An 18,609-nucleotide genomic window follows, 5' to 3' on the forward strand; every position below is an offset into this window, starting at 1 on the left:
TTGACGGAAATAGTGATGAGTGGTTGGCGGCTAGTATATCGTTTAACTCATTAAAACGATACCCTCATTAGGGCGTACCGACAGGGTATTTTGTGTAATGTTTGGCTGTTCTGATTCAGTGGTGAGCAGAACGGCCGTTTCCCCCAAATTCTCATACAGCTTCCACGTTTTCGGTTCCCCCGTCATGTTCAAAATCACCCAACAGGCTTGCTCACCGTGGCGGCGTTCGTACGCCAGTACGCCATCGGGAGCAGACAAACTGCGGTAGCTGCCTTGGTTGAGTGCGGCCGTTTCGCGGCGCAGTTGAATCAATTTTTGGGTGAAAACCAGTATCGAGTGAGGATCGTCTAGTTGGCTAGCAACGTTAACGAGGGTCGAATCTGGATTGAGCGGCAGCCAAGGAGTAACGTCTGGCGGACAAAAGCCGGCGTTGGGGGCAGATGTCCAGGGCATGGGCGTACGCTCTGGGTCACGACCCAGCCCCAGCCCCGGCACGCGCTTTTCCCACGGGTCTTGTACCTGTTCCGGCGCAATTTCGCCGTCGAGCATTCCCAACTCGTCGCCGTAGTACATTGTTGGCGTGCCGCGCAGCGTCAGCAGGAGCATCATTGCCACCCGCGCCTGCGCCGCCCCTACCCGGCTAGCAATGCGGTGCTGATCATGGTTGCCCAGCACCCAGTTGGGCCAGGCACCCTCTGGCAAAACACTTTCATACGTTTCGACGAGTTGGCGAACGGCCGTTGCTTCCCACGGTGTAAAGATAAGGTTGAAGTTGAAGGGTAAGTGAAGGCCGTCGAGGGAACGGCCGTAATGGGCCACCAATTCCTGCGGCGGCAAATTGATCTCCCCAATCAGCACCCGGTTTTCATACTCATCACACACCTGGCGCAGCCACCGATTAAAATGCTCAATATCCGGCGTGTTGCGCGTATATTTCTCAATCACCTGCTTAGCCGGGTCCATCCCCTCACGCCAGTTGGGATTTGGTGGATTATCACGAAATTGTGCATCTTTCATCGAGCGATAGCTGACGTCGATGCGAAAGCCATCAATCCCCTTGTTAAACCAGAAGCGCAGCACATCCAGCATGGCCGCCCGCAGCTCTGGGTTGCGCCAGTTCACGTCTGGCTGCTCTGCCAAAAAGGAGTGGAGGTAATATTGCCCGGTTTGTTCATCAAACGTCCAGGCGGGGCCACCAAAGCGGCTCTGCCAATTGTTGGGCACCCCGCCATCCGGGGCCGGATCGCGCCAGATGTACCAATCTCGCTTCGCGTTGTCCCGCGAGCTGCACGACTCCAAAAACCAGGGATGTTCGTTAGACGTGTGGTTGGGCACAAAATCAAGGATGAGCTTGAGATTGTGATCATGCGCTGCGTCGATGAGGCGATCCATGTCGGCCATTGTGCCAAACAGGGGGTGAATGTCCGTGTAATTGCTCACATCATAGCCAAAATCGGCCATCGGTGAAGGGTAAATGGGGGAAATCCAGACCGCGTCCACGCCCAACGCTTGCAGGTAGCCTAGCCGCTGCTCAATGCCCGGCAAGTCGCCCACGCCATCCCCGTTGCTATCCTGAAAACTGCGCGGATAAATCTGGTACACAATCCCGGTTTGCCACCAACTGCTCATAAAACCTCCATTTTTTACGCAACGTAGATTTCAGATTATACCGTAGCCGCGATTTCTTACCGCGCCATCCACATATGGCAAGAAACCGCGGCTACATTGAAAACAAAAAGAGCACCTCCGCGTTACTGAAGGTACTCTTTTAATTTTGGTTATCTGTTCAGCTTATTCCATCTCAATGGCCAAGGCAACCGCTTCGCCACCGCCGAGACAGAGGGACGCGACGCCGCGCTTGAGATTGCGCTGCTGCAAAGCGTGGATGAGCGTCACTAAAATGCGCGCACCGCTAGCCCCAATGGGATGCCCCAGCGCAATCGCGCCGCCGTTGACGTTCACTTTCTCCCAATCCCACGCATACCCTTTTTGCACTAACTCCACGCCGTTGGCCAACACCTGGGCGGCAAATGCTTCGTTCAGCTCAAACAAATCAACATCTGCCATTTCCCAGCCAATTTTACCCAGTAAACGAGGGATGGCGCGAGCAGGGGCGGCAAAGAGCCATTTTGGCTCAACGGCGTAATGGGTGTAGCCCACAATCCGAGCCAGTGGGGTTGTGCCTTGTTGCTCGGCCTTGGCGCGGCTGGTTACGACAACGGCCGCTCCGCCATCATTGAGGCCAGGTGCGTTCCCTGCCGTTACCTGGCCGTCTTTCTCGAAGGCGGGACGCAGCTTGGCTAACCCCTCAACGCTGGTTTGCATCTCATAGCTGCCGTTGGTGAACGTGGCGCGGATGGGTTCGTCCTTGTCTACCATCACGCTACCTTTGCGACTTTTGATTTCGATAGGGACGATCTCGGTTTGGAAACGGCCGTTTGCCGTGGCCTCTGCTGCTTTTTCATGGCTATGGTAGGCGTATTCATCCATTTCTTCACGGGTCACTTCATACTGCTTGGCAATAAATTCGGCCGCATTGCCCATGGCCCAATCTTCAAAAGCGCACCAGAGGCCATCCCGCAGCAGGGCATCTTGCAGCTCACCGTGACCAAAGCGCAGCCCCTGCCGGGCACGGGGGACCAGGTAAGGCGCATTGGACATGCTCTCCATGCCGCCCGCGACGAAAACGTCGGCTTCGCCCGCGACGATGCCGTTGGCCGCCATCATCACAGATTTCAATCCGGAGCCACAGGCTTTGTTGACGGCCACAGCACCGACGTTATTGGGTAGACCGCCACCTAGCGCGGCATGTCGCGCGGCGGCTTGCCCTGTGCCAGCAGGCACCACCTGTCCCATAATCACTTCGTACACGGTAGTCGGATCAATGCCAGCACGGGAAACGGCCGCTTTCACCGCCACCGCCCCCAAATCTGAAGCCGACTGGCTGACCAGCCCGCCAGAAAATTTACCAGTAGGCGTGCGTGCCGCCCCAACAATAACAACATCCTGAATACTTTTTTGGCTCATTTTTTCGCTCCTCAGTGGGTGTTGTAAAAGCGGAAGCGTACTTGAAAATAGGCAAAGGCTTGTCTCCCGCTTTTACACAAGTAATCGGCCAAAATCTTGGCTCGTTCATCATAAAAAGGATTGGCCGATTACAGAGAATCTTTGTTCAGTTTTAATGTGGTTATTGTACACGAAGGAGGTTGCAATTGGGAAACGGCCGTTCATTCCTACCTCATTGTGTCACACACTCTCACTTGCTATACTGTTACCATCTTTTTTCACCATCCGACATTTTCAATCCATAAGTAGGGCTGACCCGCAAGCGCCAGCTAAAAGGGTTTTATGCGAAAGTACATACCATGGTAAATTTGAAAATGACTATAGTAATGCCGGATAATAATATGTTGGGACGGCTAAATATATTTTTAGGTTTGCCTAAATCAGAACTCGCCGTCCCAACAACAGCATAAAGCCGACAAAACTGCACACAGATTTTGCGGCTTATGCAACTGAACGGGCGGACGATTATCAAATTTAATTTTCCTCGATCAAGGCGAATGTAGGTTTCAGAATGTTTCACAAAATCCGTTTAGAACCTGTAACTGTGAACAATTGGAAGTCTTGTATTGCACTAGAAACAACGCCTAATCAAGAAGGTTTTGTTCCAAGCAACTTGTATTCAATTGCCGAATCACAGTTTTATGAAGGTGCAAGGTCAAATGCATTTTATAATGAACAGAATCAGCTAATAGGGTACGCTCTTTGGGGGCGCGACGTTTTCACTGATAAATGGAAAATCTTCCGAATAATGATTGATAAATCACATCAAAATCAAGGCTATGGTAAAAGTGCTATGAAAGCAATTATCAAGCAGATTTCAAAAGAGCTAAACGGGAATGAGGTGCTGATTTGCTACCAAATCACAAATAGTGTTGCCCGCACTCTATATGCTAACCTTGGATTTGTAGAACAGGATATTGATCCTGATGGGAAAGTCACAGCTTTATTGAAACAGGATACCTGTTGATGGTATCTCAAAATCATGCCAATCGCCGCCCAACATGGCTTGCAGCCGACGCGAAGCGCGGCTGAAGCGGGCGTTGGGCGTTCTCAAATTTCATTGCACAATTTAGAGTTTTTTAGTAACCCAAACTCGCCACCCAGTCGGCAACGCCAGCACGTGTCCAGAGGTTGTCGTCTACCAGCTTAATCATTTCATCGGCCAGGTTGTTGTGGCGGCCGGTGGGGCCAATAACTTGCCGTTCACCGATGTTGAAGCCAATGCGCTGGCTCAGTCGCCAAATTGCCATGCTGTAAGAAAAATCGGGTCGTTCGATGGATTGGGGGCCAAAGGCACCCGCGTACGCTGCTGCCAGGGCGCAGGTGTGCCACTCTTCGCGCTGCTCATAGGCGTAGTAGCCAAGCTGCACCTTCTCTACAAACGCATTGCGGCATAGCGGGTGGTACAAACGGCCGATTCGCAAAAAGTTAGAAAGCGTGTCGGTGCTGGTCTGGGGTGGGTTTGGCTGTTGGGGGATGATAATGGGGTCCGGTTGGTGCGGGATGAGCGCGGCTTGCTCTGGCTCCGAAAGGATGACGCCGTTGGGGGTGTGAATCGTCATTGCCGTGGTAGCTGACTGAGGTTTGGATAAGCCCAGCCAGCGGGAAATTATTGTGCGGGTTGTCATCTATTTACTCCATAAACAGCAATGTAGGCGGTGCTGACTTCAAAACAACAACCGCCCACATTGAAAATCTCTATTCTTAAGCTATTGGTTTCAAATGCATTACATGCTTGTAACACTCTAAATTACGTTTGTTTAGGTGTCTCAGATCGCTTCTGGGTCACAAATTGAGCAATCTTTAATTTTTGCCAAATTAGCATAGCATGTTTGTTCTAATTTTGGAGCAAAAATCAAGTGAATTTTTTATAAATTGCAAATTTGACAATCCATCTGAAGGCGTAGAGAATAGCAGATTCGTCTCTTAGTTCAGCATCAAATGGATTTATCTATGCGTCTATTTTGGGAAATTGCGGCGCGGAGTTTTCGCAGGCACCTAACGTATCGGGCAGCAACAGTCGCTGGTTTGGTAACCAACTTCGGCTTTGGCTGGCTGCGCGTCTCTGTGCTGCTGGCGTTGTACGACGGCCGTTCCGCAGTCGAAGGCATCACCGTATCTGGCCTGTACGCATACGTGGCCCTCACCCAGGCGGTCATTACCTACCTCGCCTTTTTTGGCTGGGTAGATCTGATGAACTCCGTCTACACCGGAGAAGTTGGTTCTGATCTACTCAAACCAATGAACTACTTTCGCTATTGGCTGGCGCAAGACGCGGGGCGGGCGTTGGTCGCACTTTTATTACGCGGCGTGGTCATCATGCTCTTTTTTAGCCTGGTCTTCCCCATGACTTATCCGGAAACGGTTGGACAATGGCTGGCGCTGGCAACAGCCATCATCCTCAGTTGGTTTCTCAGCTTTACCTATCGTTTTCTGCTGAACCTGGCCGCCTTTTGGACGCCAAACGCCAAAGGCATCGGTCGGTTTGGCTACGTCATTTCCTGGTTCTTCTCTGGCTTTTTGATGCCGCTGCGGTTATTTCCTGAGTGGGTCCAGACAGTCGCGAACTGGACACCGTTCCCCCACATGCTCAACACCGTTGTGGAGATTTATATTGGTACGCTACAAGGAACGGCCGTTTGGCAAGCACTCATTTTGCAGGCTGCCTGGGCGATTGGATTAGCGATTGTGGGGCAACTGTTGTTGAAAACGGCCGTGCGCCGCCTGGTCATTTTAGGAGGCTGATGTGAGACACAGTTTGAGCATGTACGGCCGTTTGCTCGGCGTCCAGCTGCGCTCCCAATTGCAATACCGCGCCTCATTCTTGCTAGACATGCTCTCCACCGGCACGATCGTACTGGTTGAATTTGGCTCGATGGCCTTGGTTTTACAACGTTTTGACAATTTGCAAGGCTGGCGGCTGCCCGAAATTGCGTTTTTGTATGGGCTGGTCGAAATCGCCTTTGGCCTCATGGACATGCTGTTCAGCGGCTTCGACCCCCCAGACTTTGGCCGATGAGTGCGCCAAGGCACATTCGACCAAATCTTGCTGCGCCCCATCAACATCACCACCCAAGTGATGGGGGCCGCATTAGAGCTGCGCCGACTCGGTAAAATCGCCTTTGGCATTGGTCTGTTTATCTATGCCCTGTCGCTCAACAATATCGTTTGGACGCTGCCCAAGCTGCTCTACCTGCCCGTGGTTGTTGCCAGCCTGGTCGCCTTTTTTGGCGGTCTGTTTATCATCGGCAGCACCATCACCTTTTGGACGGTAGATTCGATTGAGGTGCTCAACATGCTCACCTACGGCGGCAGTTTCACCATCTCCTACCCGATGACCATCTACCCCAACTGGCTGCGCGGCTTTTTTACATTCGTCGTCCCGGCCATCTTTCTGAACTTTTACCCAACGCTCTACTTTTTAGACAAGCCAGACCCACTCAACTTCCCCAGCTTTGCCCCGTTTATGGCGCCGCTGGTGGGGTTTGGCATGTTGTGGCTGTCCTTGCGCTTCTGGCGTTTTGGCATTCGCCATTACCAAAGCACGGGGAATTAGGCCACGGATTTCGCAGATTTACACAGATTTATGGCTCTTAAAAATCCTTCTAATCCGCGAAATCCGCGGCAAAAAACTAAGAACATTTATGAACATCATCGAAGTGACCAACCTACAAAAACATTTTTCGGTGCGGAAGCATTTTTCGGGTCGATTTGGCAGCGTTCGCAGCTTTTTCTCGCGGGAATCGACGCGGGTGCGGGCGGTGGATGGCATCAGCTTTGGCGTGGAGCCGGGGGAATTGGTGGGCTACCTGGGGCCAAACGGGGCAGGCAAATCAACCACCATTAAGATGCTCACCGGGTTGCTGGTGCCGTCTGGGGGGGATGTGGTGGTGAACGGCCGTATCCCCCACCAAGAACGCCAACAGTACGTCGCCCGTATCGGGGTCGTTTTTGGGCAGCGCACCACCCTCTGGTGGGATTTGCCTGTCATCGAGTCACTAGAGCTGCTGCGACACGTTTACCAAATTCCAACAGATTTGTTCCGGCAAAATTTAGCTGAATTTACCGAGATGTTGGAGATGGAACCATTTTTGCACACGCCCGTGCGCTCCCTCTCGCTGGGGCAGCGAATGCGGGCCGACATTGCCGCTGCCCTGCTGCACAACCCTGACTTACTCTTTTTAGATGAGCCAACCATTGGGCTGGACGTGGTGGCGAAAGAACGCATTCGCCAATTTATTCAGCACGTGAACGCAGAGCGCGGCACCACGGTGCTGCTGACCACCCACGATCTGGCCGACGTGCAGCGGCTGTGCCAGCGGGTGATGATTATTGATCGGGGGAAGTTGTTGTTTGACGGCCGTCTCCAATCCCTACAAAACCAATTTGGCGGCAAGCGGGAGCTGGTGGTGGATTTTGCCCAGGATTACGAGGCAGTGGCAATCGAGGGCGCAACGGTCATCAACTACCATGATTCTCGCGCCACTTATCAGTTTAGGCGGGGAGAAATTTCGGCATCGGAACTCATCGGCCGTATTTCCAGCCAATACCGGGTACAAGATTTGGCCGTCCGCGAACCAGACATCGAAGGCACCATTCGCCGCATTTACGAAGAGAAGCTGTTGGAAAAAGAGTAGCCGCAGTTTCTTACTGCGTTTGAATTGCGCGGAAAGAATCCGCGGCTACGTAAATTACGCAAAAAATTGTGATTGGGCCACGATTTCATCCGCAGGAACAAAGGTAGCTTCGGCCACGCTCAAGCCCGTGCGCTGCAAGAACGCCTGCACCAGATGGTAGCCAACGGCATACCCGCCGTAAGTAGGCATTCCGCCTAGCGGCTCGTAGCCACTTTGCGCTGCCAGCCCGTCCCCAAAAATGTAGCTGCGGATGATATTGAAGCCAGTTTTATTGAGTCCGCTGGCAATGAGCGATTTGGCGGCATCTAACATCGTCTCATACAACTGGGTAACGTAATAGCCCACGACTTCTTCACCAAATAGTGAAGCGGCAAATGATTCCGCCATCCCCTCAAGCACGATGTACTCTGCCACGGTTGTGGTTTGCGGATTGAACGGGAAAACGCGGAAGCGCACCAAATGGTGCATCTCGTGCGCCACCAAGCCAGCTAGATGAGGTAAATTGCGCTCATCTGGTTCCCAGAACTGGCCGATGTAGCGCGGGGCAAACCAATCGGTTGCCCCCGTGTAGCCGGGCTGTGGGTTGTTGACAAAGTGGTGTGGATCAGCCAGGACGAGCCAGCCTTCAAAGGTGTCAAAAAGCAAGCGATCTACGTAGGGCGCGAAACGTTCGGCCGCTTTGGCAGCCGCCGCCTCGCCAATTTCCCAGGCGCGGGCGGCTTCCATTTTTTGCAGCAGCGTAGCGATTTCCTCGGTTTGGTGGGGCAGCAGCCAGCCCCACGTTTTGGCTCCGGCGAACGGATCATCGGTATCCATGCCGGGATGCTGCATCATGTTCATCATTTGTTGCCACGGCCGTACAAACAAATCCAAGTAAAGCTGCTCACGTTTGGCTGCGTCTGGTTCTGTGAGGAGACGGCCGTAATACTCATTGGTTGGTATCCAATTGCTTTTCATCATTTTTCCTTGGGGGATGAGGACTGGCAGTCCTGGCCTCATTAAGTCCGTTGATTTAGCTAAAGGACTGCCAGTCCTGTGCAAACTAGCTATTTTTATCGCAGTAGACGGAAATCGCCGCCTGCAAAAAGTCTGGTAGATCGGGATGAAGTTCTTCAAACTTGGTGCGGAAAGCGGGGTCGTTGGCGTACCCATGCCCCAAACCGCGCAGCGTGGCGAAGCTGGGTTCGTAAAAGTGCCGCATGTGCTGATGCCAGCGGGCCACTATCGCCTGAACCTCATCGCTGTTTGGCGAATTGTCAAGTTGCGCCACCATGTCCAGGTAAACCTGGTTGCCTTCTTGCATAATCGCTTTTTGCTGCTCTTTGCTGAGTCGGTTCCAACGCTGATTGGATTCACGCACCAGCTTGGGGTTCCAGCGGCGTTCTGCCTCTTTGGCGTACTCTTTTTGTTTGGCTTCATCGAAGCCTGCAAATAAATCTTTGTTGTCCATCTCTATGTTTCCTTCCAAATGCAAAATAGTGTTGTCAATGGTGTCGATGAGCCGATTGAGCCGGTCTGCCTGCTGCTGGAGGGCTGCTTTTTGCGTTTGCAGCGATTGCAGCGCGTTAAAGTCGGACCTATCTAGAATCTTCCGAATTTGCGCCAGACTGAAATCCAGCTCTTGGTAAAAGCGGATTTGCTGCAGCCGCAGCACCGTTTCCTGGTTGTAGTAGCGGTAGCCATTGTCAGCAACGGCCGTTGGCTTGAGCAAATCTATTTGGTCGTAATACCGCAAGGTACGGCGGCTCACGTTGGCCAGATCGGCGAGTTGTTTAATCGTGTACATGCACATCTCCAAAACGAATCTGGCACTATGATAAAGTATGACGTTACGTCAATGTCAAGGGGAATTTGAAAATGTGGAGGAAGGAGCAGTAGGGGCGTTTCGCGAAACGCCCCTACTTGCATATTGGGTTAATTAGGAGGGTACGGCCGTATCCAAGAAGCTATCCATATCCAATTTCATCTGCATGAGCGAGGGGAGATGCGCGTACATCATATGCCCCGCTTCGTAATAGTGCATCGTGATGTTGTCCATCAGCGTGGAGTCAATATCCAGATGGTTGACGGTGTACTCCGTCGCCAGGAACGGGGTGGCTAAATCGTAATACCCATTGGCCACGTACACCTTCAAGAATGGATTGATCGTCATCGCCTTGCGCAACGTTTCGGCCACGTTGGCAAACTCATTCATGTGCGGTTCGTAATTCCAGGGCCACACTTTGCCTGTCAAAATTTCATAAGGCAGGTCGCTTTCAAAGCTGAGTTCCTGGCGCACATAGTCGTTAAAGGTGGCTGTGTATGGTCCTTGGATAACGGCGTAGCTGGGATCATACTCAAAATACTCACCTGCTGCGTCCCGGTCGATGCCTAAAAAGCGGCTGTCTAGTCGCCCGACGGTACGATGCTGGTCGCGCAGCAGCTCTTTGCAATAGCGGAAGTATTGGACGCGCAGATTTGATAATTTGACATAATCCAATGAAACACCCAGGTAGCGCGCCAATTTCCGCTCGATTTTAGCCTTCTCTTTTTCTGGCAATGCCGCACCCTGCATCAACGCCAATGTGTACTCAGTCATGGCAAATTTGCGTACTTCGGCAACGGTGTCCTCCAGGCTGGCTTGCAGCTTGGCATCCAGCTTGTTGTGGTACCAGGCCGTAGCAGCCATGGTGGGCAGGTATAAAATATAGGGCAAATCATTGCCAATGGGGAAGCGGATCGTCTGGAAGTTTAGCACGACAGAGATAAGCATGATGCCGTTGAGATACATGCCATGCCGCTCTTGCAGGTAGCCAGACAGCCCAGCGGCGCGGGTGGTGCCGTAGCTTTCGCCCGCCAGGAATTTGGGAGAGGTCCAACGACCGTATCGCGAGCAGTACAGTCGAATAAAATCACCTACATACTCAATATCTTTCTTAAAACCATGAAAATCGCCCGGCTTCTCACCTTCTACCGCCCGACTGTACCCTGTGCTTACCGGGTCGATAAAGACCAAATCAGTCTTGTCCAAAATCGAAAATTCATTTTCGACCAGTTCATAAGGAGGCTGGAGCAGATTGCCTTCGTCATCCGTGACGATGCGGCGCGGGCCAAGTACACCCAAATGCAGCCAAACGGACGAGGAACCAGGGCCACCGTTGAAAGAGAAGGTGATCGGCCGTTTTTTCTGATTCTTGATGCCGTCACGAGTATAGGCAATGAAGAAGATTTCGGCTCTGGGCTTGTGCCCATCTGCTTTGCCATCTTTCTCCATCTCCTCCTTGAGTACGATAGTGCCAGTGGTGACGGTGTAGTTGACTTTACGGCCGTTTATCGTCACCACATGATTCGTCTCTACCAGGTTGTCTTTGGGCTCCGGTTTTTCTTTGCCATTCTCTTTTTTTTCTTCTTTTTTCGACTCGTCTGCCATCTTATACGCTCCTTGGATTTGTTGGTGCAAATTATACCATTTTGCGATTGCTTGTGAGAACAGCGATAATAACCACACACGCACAGAAGGAGGCATCAAATGCGAATCGCAATTTACTCTGACGTTCATGGCAATCTTACTGCGCTGCAAACCGTTTTGGCCGACATTAAACAGCAGGCACCTGATCTTGTCGCCTTTGCCGGGGATATGTGCTGGATGGGCGCACGCCCGAAAGCGTGCCTGGAACTGGCCCGCAGCGAAACGGACATTTTTGTCTATGGCAACACAGATGAGTTTATTCACTCGCCTCAGCCCATGCCCGAAAATGTCACTGAGGAGGAAGAAGCGCGGTGGAAAGATTTTTACGAGACGGCCATCTGGCTCCAAACTCAGCTTGGGTCAGAGAATGTTGATTGGCTATCTCGTCTACCGTTCAGCCACCGGATTGGGCCAACGGCCGTTCCTAGCGACGATCTGCTCATTGTCCATGCCAACCCTTTAGATGTGACTCGTATGATTGCCCCGACGGACGAATTCCAGCAGGAAATTTTGGGCAAGGTGGAGTGGCCGCAGAGTGATGAAGAGTTACGGCCGTTGCTAGAAAACAATACCGCCGGGATTATTGCCTTTGGCCATTTGCACGTACCAAACGTACGTCGTTGGGAAGATACAATTCTGGCCAACATCAGCTCCGTCAACCTGCCTAGCGATGGTAACAACCGCGCCAAATATGGTCTGCTCACCTGGCACAAAGGGGAAGGTTGGATGGTGGAAAAGCGATTGGTTGCCTATAATACTCATCAAGAGCGGGAAATTCTCTCCTTCGTGAAGCCGCCCAATTGGGAATACTTGCTGGAACGACTGGCAAAATAGGTTCAATATTAATTTTTAAGGAGTGTGTACCCATGAAAAAAAGAATCGCTTTACTCATCAGCCTATTCACTTTCTTAATAACTGGCACCGTTCTGGCCGCAGGCTATGCCTGGAACGACCATGCAGCACCATACGACTTTTTGTTTGGCAACCACATCGACACACATCAGCAGAGCAAAGTAACGGGCAATGGCAGATTGAACGGCTTCTTATACAATGTTTTCATAGGTGATGAAGTAAACGGCGTGCCGGTGGCGAAGCATGGTGACTGCACAGTGCAGGCTGAAGAATGCACGGTCGGGTGGCAGTTGCATGGTGTTGCCATACAGGCAACATTGCTAGACAAACCAGAAGGCGACCATCCTCTATGGTGTGTTGATGCAAAAGATATTCCACGACAGCGGGGATTTTCCCACTTTCATTGGCTGGGTGCGCCTGAACATGCTGGCCACTTACAAATTGGCGAGGTTTATGACGGCTACCTGCTTAAGCTAACGGCACGGGCGCAATTTTTCTTTGAGCATCATGGGGGTTTTCTGGTAACGCCAAGAATTGATACCGAAACCCATGCCAACATCGTTACCGATTGTGCAAATTAACTCACCAGCTTAATGAAGCCATTTCTCAAATGGGCAGGAAACAAATATAAACTTGTAGAGCGCATCAAGACACTGCTGCCGCCAGGCGAGCGACTGGTGGAACCATTTGTTGGCTCTGGTGCGCTCTTTTTAAACACCGATTATCCGCGCTACCTGCTCTCCGACACCAATGCCGATTTGATTGTCCTCTACCAGTATCTGCAAGCTGAAGGCGAAGCGTTCATCAACTATTGCCGCCCCCTCTTTGCCCCAGAAAACAACGATAGAGACCGCTACTACACTCTTCGGGACGAATTCAACCGCACCAACGATTCGCGCCGCAAATCGGCCCTCTTTTTATACCTGAACAAGCACGGCTACAATGGCCTTTGCCGCTATAACCGGAAAGGGGGATTTAATGTGCCCTTTGGTCGGTATAAACGGCCGTACTTCCCCGAAGCTGAAATGCACCACTTTGCCCAACAAGCGCGGCACGCCATCTTCCAACAGGCCAACTTCGTCGCTACGATGGCCACCTGTCAATCGGGCGATGTGGTTTATTGCGATCCGCCTTACGTGCCGCTAACTAGCACGGCCAACTTCACTAGCTACAGTGCCAACGGCTTTGGCTGGGCAGAGCAGCAAGAATTGGCCAGGCAAGCAACAAAACTTGCCCAAAGAGGCGTCCCCGTCATTATTTCTAACCACGATACAGAAGAAGTTCGCCAAGTGTACGAAGCAGCAGAAATTAATACATTTGAAGTGCGCCGCTTCATCAGCTGCAATGGTGACAAGCGCGAAAAAGCAGCAGAATTACTGGCGCTATTCAGCTCATGACACAACATCCAGATGCGGCGCGGTGGAACGGCCGTTACCAAACCGACGGCCACTATCGCCAGCAAGGAACCGCCAGCCAGTTGCTGCAAGATTTCGTTCATTTGCTGCCCCAAAATGGCGTGGTGCTGGATGCAGCGGCGGGCGTGGGGGTCAATGCTCTGTTTTTGGCCCAACTGGGCATTCCGGTGATCGCGCTGGATGTTTCTGAAGTGGGTTTGCAGTTGCTGCGGCAAAAAGCTGATGCGCTTGGGGTTGTGGTGGATACGGCCGTTTTCGACCTCACACAACCCTACTTCCCCAAAAACTGCGTGAAGGCCATTCTCAACTTTCGCTTTTTAGAGCGAGGCACCTTCCCCGCCTATCGGCAAGCCCTCCGCCCTGGCGGGCTGCTCTTCTTTGAGACGTTTGTCTACACTGGCGCGGGAGACACCCCTAGCTACTTCCTGGAACCGGGCGAGCTGCACCGCACTTTTGCTGACTTTGAGATTGTGCATTCAGCAGAAACGGCCGTACGCGGTCATTGCTCTGGAAAAATGCGCCCCGTTGCCCAACTCATCGCCCGCAAACCAGAAAATTGGCCACAGAGAACACAGAGAGCTTAGAGATTTTCTCTTTTTCCTCTGTGCCCTCTGTGGCAAAAAATCAAATCAGGCCCATCTCTTTGGCTTTGAGCGCGGCTTGGGTCCGGTCGCGGACGCCGAGCTTGCCTAAAATATTGGTGACGTGATTCTTCACCGTGCCTTCGGTGATGTAAAGCTGGTTAGCAATCTCCCGGTTGCTGGCCCCGGTGGCCAAAACGCCCAATATTTCCAGCTCCCGATCCGAGAGAGGTTCAACGAGTTCTTGCTGCGGAACGGCCGTTTTGGGGCCACTCATCCGCGAAAATTCAGCTACTACTTTGGCCGCTATCGATGGCTGCAAAAACGATTCCCCCCGCGCCGCCGCCCGAATTGCCTCTACCAACTTGGCCGAAGGCACATCTTTGAGCAGGTAGCCCACTGCCCCAGCCCGCAAGCCGTCAAAAATGTAATCGTCATCATCAAAGGTGGTTAGCACAATCACGCGGCTGTTGGGGGTTGATTCGGTAATTTGGCGCGTGGCGGCGACGCCGTTCAGCACCGGCATCCGCAAATCCATCAGCACCACATCTGGCATCAAATTTTCGACAGCCTCAATTGCTTCCTGGCCGTTGCTGGCTTCGCCTACCACCTGCAAATCGTCATGCACCGAGAGCAAAGTTTGCAACCCCTCCCGAAACAATGATTGATCGTCCACCAACAAAATCCGAATCGTCATGAAAACTCCTAAATCATCTGCAGATTTACGCAAATTCAAATAACTGAAACGATCATACCACATTCGACGCTGCGAGAGCCATCGAGCGATGAGCCATATACCCAACTGTCCAGAGAAATAATCACGCAAAGACGCAAAGAAATAATTTCAGGCCTTTGCGCCTTCGCGTCATAAAAAATGGCAAATTACTCCACTAACGAAAACTGCTTACGGCCGTACCGCCAAAGGTAAAAAGGTGCGGTAAATCTCATCCCAAAGGCGAACAGTTACCAGCACGCTTTGGCCATCAACTATGCCGTTGGAGCTGGTTTCAATCTGCACAGTGCCACTGTAGCTGCCGATTGGTTGGCCGTCTAGCCCAAATTGGAGGGGAACGGCCGTTTCCATGCCAACATCCAAACTTCCAGTGAGCGGTGCATTCACGGTGAGCGTTAGAGGCAAGGTGGTTTGCAGCGTCATTGTATACGCCAGTGGTGCCGTGCCCACATTTTTTAGCGTCACAGAAATTGTTTCGTCAATTGGCTGCTGGGTGGGAGTGTAAACGGCCGTTACCGCCTCTGGCATAACGGAAAGTTCCCCAACCCCCGCCCCCTCCACTTTGGGCATCGCCGCCAAGGCTGCCTCTGCCGGGCGGTTGGCAATGGCGTAATAGCGCATCTGCTCACACTGGTCGGTAATCCACGGCGCGACGTTGAAGTTGAGATTGAAGAGGAACATGCCGCCCAGCCAGGGATAATTTGCAGTGGCATATTCGTAAGCGCCCACCAAATTATCTGCCTGCTTTTGCTCACTCACAATTTGCCACGCCCGGCCAGCCCAACTATCATTGCTCAAACAATCGGCGGGCGGCTCCACAATCCAGCCAAACTCAGTGGCAAAGATTTGCTTATCGCCCAGCCCGTTGGCCTGCAAAATGCCGTAGATTTTCTCTACGCCGCGAAAGCAAAATCCGTTGGCGCAATCCTGTGTCGGATCGGCCGATCCGACGTCCGGCAGAGCGTCAAAATCGGCACTGTAACCGTAGGGATGGTAGCCAAACACGTCAAAACAGGGGGCACCATTGATCATTTGCATCGCGTCCAGCATCTCTTGCATGAAGATGCGCTCATCCTGGAACAGGCCATTGTGCCCAGCATGACCATTCCACGTTTCCACCACACGCCCGGTGGGGGCCAGCCCAGCAGACACAACCAACGCGTCTGGATCAGCCGTTTTGATACGGCCGTATGCCTCACAAAGCAGCGTAGCATAATCGGCAGCATCGGGCGGCACGTTACTGCTGCCATACCCCCAGCCGTAGGTTGCGTCTAAATTAGGTTCGTTGCCAATTTCATACGCATCCACAAACCCTTTTTGCAACTCAGCCAAACTTTGTACACTGTTGCCAAAGCTGTTCACATTGCCCATATGGCTGGCGTTGGCGTCTACGCGCAGCAGCACTTTTAGCGGAAGGCGGCTGCCAGGGCCATTGAACACCTTAATCCAGTTAAAGCCCATGTCATCTAGCTTGGTGATGTCCCATTCAGCAACGTTAGCACCGTAGGCAAAGGGGAAAACGGCCGTCGTTGGTGTGGAAACGCCTGCACTGAGCGGAGTCGAAGTGGCCGCTTCTGCCTGGCGTAAATTGTGCAGCAACAAAATGGGCAAAATAAAAGCCAGGGCAAAAACGAAAAGTCGCTTGCCCTGGCAGATGAAGTTTGGGGGCTGTTTGGTCTCAATCATGCCCCGATAATAAGCAATGCAGCGGGGTCAAGCCATGAGAATTGAGTAAATTATCTGATTGCTTTAAACTTCTTCAATGCGATAATTCGTGTTTATTTTGGTGCCAGAACGGTGGAACATTTGGCTGGCCGAGCAGTAAATATTCTCCGACAGTTCAATGGCACGGGCCACGTTCTCTTCCTTGATATTCTCACCGCGCACAACAAAGGTAATGTCTACCTCTGTATACACTTTGGGGTGATTGTCAGCACGCACCCCAGAAATTTCTACCGAAAACTCACGCACATTTTGGCGCATCTTTTGCAAAATGGAGATGACATCCATCGCCGTACAGCCCGCCACACCTGCCAACAAAAATTCCATGGGGCTGCCACCGTGCGCCCCGGCACTACTGTTTAAATCAAATTCGTAGCCGGACCCCAGCGAGCCATGAAATTGTAATTCGCTACCGGACCAAACTACTTTGGCTGTTTTTTCGTTACTCATCTTATTCTACCTTCGCTATTAAGTTCATTAAATCATCGACAAGCTCGGTGCGCTCCATTTCGCTGAGTTCTGCACCTTGCAGCAGACAGTCACGAGTGTAGGTGCGCATAAATTGGAGGCGGGCATTGTGTACAGCAGAGCGCACGGCCGTTAACTGCTGCACAATCTCCTGGCATTCCCGATCGTCATCCAGCATCTTTTGCACCCCGCGCACCTGCCCTTCGATGCGATTGAGGCGTGTTTGGAGCTCTTTTTTTACGGCCGTATTCGGAATTTTCATCATCTACTCCTAAAAAGCGGAACACAGAGGTACGCGGAGATGACACAGAGTTGCAGAATAAAAATCTGCAAGCACAATCTGTGCCAATCTGCGGCTAATTTCTTGCAAGCAAACTGCTTGCTTAGCAGCCGCTCGCTCAGGTGAAGGGGCTGGTGGGCGGTGGTGCAGAAACCACTGGAGCTGTGCTGCGCCCGCCACCACCGACTGCAAACGCAGCAGACATATGACGGCGCGTCTCACCGCTGCCGCAGGATGGGCAGATTTGCGGATCGCTCGATTGCGACATTCGCAACTTTTTCTCGAACACCTGCTCACAGTCGCGGCAGGCAAAATCATACATTGGCATAGTCAATCAACCCCCTTAAATATACTGTGGGGGAGTATAGTATTTACAAATCGTTTTGTCAATGCTTTTTTGCCACAGAGAATATAGAGGAAAAAGAGAATTTCTCTAAAATCTCTGTGTCCTCTGTGGCTTAAGTAAGTTGATGCTTGAGGATGCGGAACCAGCCCCGAAGTTGAATACCCGCCAGGACAACGGCCGTTACCAGCCACGGATAGTCCTGCCGATAAAATTTGCGATAGAAAATCTTCATCGCCCGCACGGACTCTTTCGCTACTTTGACGCGGGTTTCCTTAGGCGGCTTGGCAATCGCCGCTGACTCCTTCCGCAAGCCAGAGCTGGCCCCCTTGTAATGCAGCACTTCCACGTGTGGATAATAAATAATCTGGTACCCCGCCTCCCGAATACGATAGCAAAAATCAATGTCCTCGCCATAGAAAAAGTATGTCTCATCCCAGCCACCCAGCTCGCGGCAAAGTACCAGCGGCATCAGCATGTACGATCCGGCAATCACGTCTACCGAATGCGTCTGGGTCATGTCTGCATAGCTTTGGAAGTAGCCATTAAAGCGGGGGGTATCAGGGAAAAGCCTGCTAAGGCCTGAGAAGTGGCAAATGGCATTCCAAGGCGTAGGAAAACCGCGATGGTTGTCCGGGTCGCGCTTGCCATTCGGGTAGATGAGCCGCACAGTCAGCGCACCAACGTTGGAATGCGACTGCAAATAGTCGATTGGTTCTGACAAAGCCTTGGCGTCTACACGGGTGTCGGAGTTGAGGAAGAGGATGAAACGGCCGTTTGCCACCGCCACCCCTAAATTATTTGCCGCCGAAAAGCCACGATTCACCTCGCTGGCAATAAGCTGCACCGCTGGGTATTTTTCCTGCACCATTGCCTGGCTGCCGTCGCCAGACGCATTGTCCACCACGATGATTTCCATCCCGCCAGCCGGCGGTTCGGCAGCAAAAAGTGAGGCTAAACAATCATCTAAAAGCTGGCGGGTGTTGTAATTTACAATGACGATTGATAAGTCGAGATTGGAGGCAGGAGGCTTATTCTGGGTAGTATCCAAGGGTTGCATGGCT

Annotated in this window: 19 protein-coding genes and 1 pseudogene; 8 read left to right on the top strand and 12 right to left on the bottom strand. The window is 52.1% G+C overall.

The annotated features are described in order from the left end of the window. Positions 1–42: 42 nt before the first annotated feature. Positions 43–1,629: an alpha-amylase family glycosyl hydrolase gene (locus ACOQPU_RS27470; RefSeq protein WP_420643021.1), complete on the bottom strand. Its 1,587-nt coding sequence runs from the start codon at positions 1,627–1,629 to the stop codon at positions 43–45. A gap of 162 nt (positions 1,630–1,791) precedes the next feature. Continuing rightward, positions 1,792–3,027 carry a thiolase family protein gene (locus ACOQPU_RS27475; RefSeq protein ID WP_420643022.1) on the bottom strand — a complete coding sequence of 412 codons (1,236 nt, stop codon included), beginning with the start codon at positions 3,025–3,027 and terminating at the stop codon, positions 1,792–1,794. A gap of 550 nt (positions 3,028–3,577) precedes the next feature. Between ACOQPU_RS27475 and ACOQPU_RS27480 the strand changes: the two genes are divergently transcribed. Next, positions 3,578–4,033: a GNAT family N-acetyltransferase gene (locus ACOQPU_RS27480; protein WP_420643023.1), complete on the top strand. Its 456-nt coding sequence runs from the start codon at positions 3,578–3,580 to the stop codon at positions 4,031–4,033. 112 nt (positions 4,034–4,145) lie between these two features. Here the strand turns inward: ACOQPU_RS27480 and ACOQPU_RS27485 are convergent, their stop codons facing one another. Beyond that, complete coding sequence (locus ACOQPU_RS27485) at positions 4,146–4,694, bottom strand: hypothetical protein (protein ID WP_420643024.1); 549 nt, start codon at positions 4,692–4,694, stop codon at positions 4,146–4,148. 325 nt (positions 4,695–5,019) lie between these two features. On the opposite strand from ACOQPU_RS27485, the gene ACOQPU_RS27490 reads away from it, so the two are divergent. From ACOQPU_RS27490 to ACOQPU_RS27500, 3 genes and pseudogenes are all read left to right on the top strand, one after another. Beyond that, positions 5,020–5,811: an ABC transporter permease gene (locus tag ACOQPU_RS27490; protein WP_420643025.1), complete on the top strand. Its 792-nt coding sequence runs from the start codon at positions 5,020–5,022 to the stop codon at positions 5,809–5,811. A gap of 88 nt (positions 5,812–5,899) precedes the next feature. Further along, a pseudogene (locus ACOQPU_RS27495) lies at positions 5,900–6,622 on the top strand (ABC transporter permease). 88 nt (positions 6,623–6,710) lie between these two features. Then, positions 6,711–7,703, top strand: coding sequence for an ABC transporter ATP-binding protein (locus ACOQPU_RS27500; RefSeq protein WP_420643026.1), 993 nt, complete (start codon positions 6,711–6,713; stop codon positions 7,701–7,703). Between the two features lie 54 nt (positions 7,704–7,757). Here the strand turns inward: ACOQPU_RS27500 and ACOQPU_RS27505 are convergent, their stop codons facing one another. The 3 genes from ACOQPU_RS27505 to ACOQPU_RS27515 all read right to left on the bottom strand — a co-directional run bounded on the left by ACOQPU_RS27505 (position 7,758) and on the right by ACOQPU_RS27515 (position 11,112). After that, positions 7,758–8,663 carry a DUF2268 domain-containing protein gene (locus tag ACOQPU_RS27505; protein WP_420643027.1) on the bottom strand — a complete coding sequence of 302 codons (906 nt, stop codon included), beginning with the start codon at positions 8,661–8,663 and terminating at the stop codon, positions 7,758–7,760. Positions 8,664–8,745: 82 nt separating this feature from the next. Beyond that, positions 8,746–9,489, bottom strand: coding sequence for a MerR family transcriptional regulator (locus ACOQPU_RS27510; RefSeq protein ID WP_420643028.1), 744 nt, complete (start codon positions 9,487–9,489; stop codon positions 8,746–8,748). A gap of 132 nt (positions 9,490–9,621) precedes the next feature. Then, entirely contained in the window at positions 9,622–11,112 is a 1,491-nt protein-coding gene (locus tag ACOQPU_RS27515) for a S10 family peptidase (RefSeq protein WP_420643029.1), read from the bottom strand. A 99-nt stretch (positions 11,113–11,211) separates the two neighbouring features. Between ACOQPU_RS27515 and ACOQPU_RS27520 the strand changes: the two genes are divergently transcribed. The 4 genes from ACOQPU_RS27520 to ACOQPU_RS27535 are packed head-to-tail and all read left to right on the top strand — an operon-like array spanning position 11,212 to position 14,002. Then, positions 11,212–11,985, top strand: a complete 774-nt coding sequence (locus tag ACOQPU_RS27520) for a metallophosphoesterase family protein (RefSeq protein ID WP_420643030.1) — start codon at positions 11,212–11,214, stop codon at positions 11,983–11,985. Between the two features lie 32 nt (positions 11,986–12,017). Continuing rightward, the gene (locus ACOQPU_RS27525; RefSeq protein WP_420643031.1) at positions 12,018–12,584 is read left to right on the top strand and encodes a hypothetical protein; all 567 of its coding nucleotides are present in this window, start codon (positions 12,018–12,020) and stop codon (positions 12,582–12,584) included. Between the two features lie 12 nt (positions 12,585–12,596). After that, positions 12,597–13,400 (top strand): Dam family site-specific DNA-(adenine-N6)-methyltransferase, encoded by an 804-nt coding sequence (locus ACOQPU_RS27530; protein ID WP_420643032.1) that lies wholly within the window; start codon positions 12,597–12,599, stop codon positions 13,398–13,400. After that, on the top strand, positions 13,397–14,002 hold the full coding sequence (locus ACOQPU_RS27535; protein WP_420643033.1) for a class I SAM-dependent methyltransferase: 606 nt from the start codon (positions 13,397–13,399) through the stop codon (positions 14,000–14,002). Before ACOQPU_RS27530 ends, ACOQPU_RS27535 begins: the two co-directional genes overlap by 4 nt. 40 nt (positions 14,003–14,042) lie before the next feature. On the opposite strand, the gene ACOQPU_RS27540 is transcribed toward ACOQPU_RS27535, so the two are convergent. The 6 genes from ACOQPU_RS27540 to ACOQPU_RS27565 form a co-directional block, all read right to left on the bottom strand. Further along, a complete protein-coding gene (locus ACOQPU_RS27540) occupies positions 14,043–14,696 on the bottom strand; it encodes a response regulator (RefSeq protein WP_420643034.1) in 654 nt (217 codons plus the stop codon). 207 nt (positions 14,697–14,903) lie between these two features. Beyond that, entirely contained in the window at positions 14,904–16,418 is a 1,515-nt protein-coding gene (locus tag ACOQPU_RS27545) for a hypothetical protein (RefSeq protein ID WP_420643035.1), read from the bottom strand. A 63-nt stretch (positions 16,419–16,481) separates the two neighbouring features. Next, a complete protein-coding gene (locus ACOQPU_RS27550) occupies positions 16,482–16,904 on the bottom strand; it encodes an OsmC family protein (RefSeq protein ID WP_420643036.1) in 423 nt (140 codons plus the stop codon). A gap of 1 nt (position 16,905) precedes the next feature. Next, complete coding sequence (locus ACOQPU_RS27555; RefSeq protein ID WP_420643037.1) at positions 16,906–17,187, bottom strand: metal-sensitive transcriptional regulator; 282 nt, start codon at positions 17,185–17,187, stop codon at positions 16,906–16,908. Positions 17,188–17,320: 133 nt separating this feature from the next. Further along, positions 17,321–17,530, bottom strand: coding sequence for an FmdB family zinc ribbon protein (locus tag ACOQPU_RS27560; protein ID WP_420643038.1), 210 nt, complete (start codon positions 17,528–17,530; stop codon positions 17,321–17,323). A gap of 130 nt (positions 17,531–17,660) precedes the next feature. After that, positions 17,661–18,596 (bottom strand): glycosyltransferase family 2 protein, encoded by a 936-nt coding sequence (locus ACOQPU_RS27565; RefSeq protein WP_420643039.1) that lies wholly within the window; start codon positions 18,594–18,596, stop codon positions 17,661–17,663. Positions 18,597–18,609: the final 13 nt, after the last annotated feature.

This window comes from Candidatus Leptofilum sp. (genome assembly GCF_965223285.1).
Taxonomy (GTDB): Bacteria; Chloroflexota; Anaerolineae; order Promineifilales; family Promineifilaceae; genus Leptofilum.

What these genes read in the sequence shown, in the direction of transcription:
- ACOQPU_RS27540 (WP_420643034.1), bottom strand. Translation starts at nt 14,696, where the DNA reads ATGACGATTCGGATTTTGTTGGTGGACGATCAATCATTGTTTCGGGAG.
- ACOQPU_RS27500 (WP_420643026.1), top strand. Translation starts at nt 6,711, where the DNA reads ATGAACATCATCGAAGTGACCAACCTACAAAAACATTTTTCGGTGCGG.
- ACOQPU_RS27480 (WP_420643023.1), top strand. Translation starts at nt 3,578, where the DNA reads ATGTTTCACAAAATCCGTTTAGAACCTGTAACTGTGAACAATTGGAAG.
- ACOQPU_RS27545 (WP_420643035.1), bottom strand. Translation starts at nt 16,418, where the DNA reads ATGATTGAGACCAAACAGCCCCCAAACTTCATCTGCCAGGGCAAGCGA.
- ACOQPU_RS27555 (WP_420643037.1), bottom strand. Translation starts at nt 17,187, where the DNA reads ATGATGAAAATTCCGAATACGGCCGTAAAAAAAGAGCTCCAAACACGC.
- ACOQPU_RS27535 (WP_420643033.1), top strand. Translation starts at nt 13,397, where the DNA reads ATGACACAACATCCAGATGCGGCGCGGTGGAACGGCCGTTACCAAACC.
- ACOQPU_RS27520 (WP_420643030.1), top strand. Translation starts at nt 11,212, where the DNA reads ATGCGAATCGCAATTTACTCTGACGTTCATGGCAATCTTACTGCGCTG.
- ACOQPU_RS27510 (WP_420643028.1), bottom strand. Translation starts at nt 9,489, where the DNA reads ATGTACACGATTAAACAACTCGCCGATCTGGCCAACGTGAGCCGCCGT.
- ACOQPU_RS27475 (WP_420643022.1), bottom strand. Translation starts at nt 3,027, where the DNA reads ATGAGCCAAAAAAGTATTCAGGATGTTGTTATTGTTGGGGCGGCACGC.
- ACOQPU_RS27470 (WP_420643021.1), bottom strand. Translation starts at nt 1,629, where the DNA reads ATGAGCAGTTGGTGGCAAACCGGGATTGTGTACCAGATTTATCCGCGC.
- ACOQPU_RS27485 (WP_420643024.1), bottom strand. Translation starts at nt 4,694, where the DNA reads ATGACAACCCGCACAATAATTTCCCGCTGGCTGGGCTTATCCAAACCT.
- ACOQPU_RS27525 (WP_420643031.1), top strand. Translation starts at nt 12,018, where the DNA reads ATGAAAAAAAGAATCGCTTTACTCATCAGCCTATTCACTTTCTTAATA.
- ACOQPU_RS27560 (WP_420643038.1), bottom strand. Translation starts at nt 17,530, where the DNA reads ATGCCAATGTATGATTTTGCCTGCCGCGACTGTGAGCAGGTGTTCGAG.
- ACOQPU_RS27515 (WP_420643029.1), bottom strand. Translation starts at nt 11,112, where the DNA reads ATGGCAGACGAGTCGAAAAAAGAAGAAAAAAAAGAGAATGGCAAAGAA.
- ACOQPU_RS27550 (WP_420643036.1), bottom strand. Translation starts at nt 16,904, where the DNA reads ATGAGTAACGAAAAAACAGCCAAAGTAGTTTGGTCCGGTAGCGAATTA.
- ACOQPU_RS27505 (WP_420643027.1), bottom strand. Translation starts at nt 8,663, where the DNA reads ATGATGAAAAGCAATTGGATACCAACCAATGAGTATTACGGCCGTCTC.
- ACOQPU_RS27530 (WP_420643032.1), top strand. Translation starts at nt 12,597, where the DNA reads ATGAAGCCATTTCTCAAATGGGCAGGAAACAAATATAAACTTGTAGAG.
- ACOQPU_RS27490 (WP_420643025.1), top strand. Translation starts at nt 5,020, where the DNA reads ATGCGTCTATTTTGGGAAATTGCGGCGCGGAGTTTTCGCAGGCACCTA.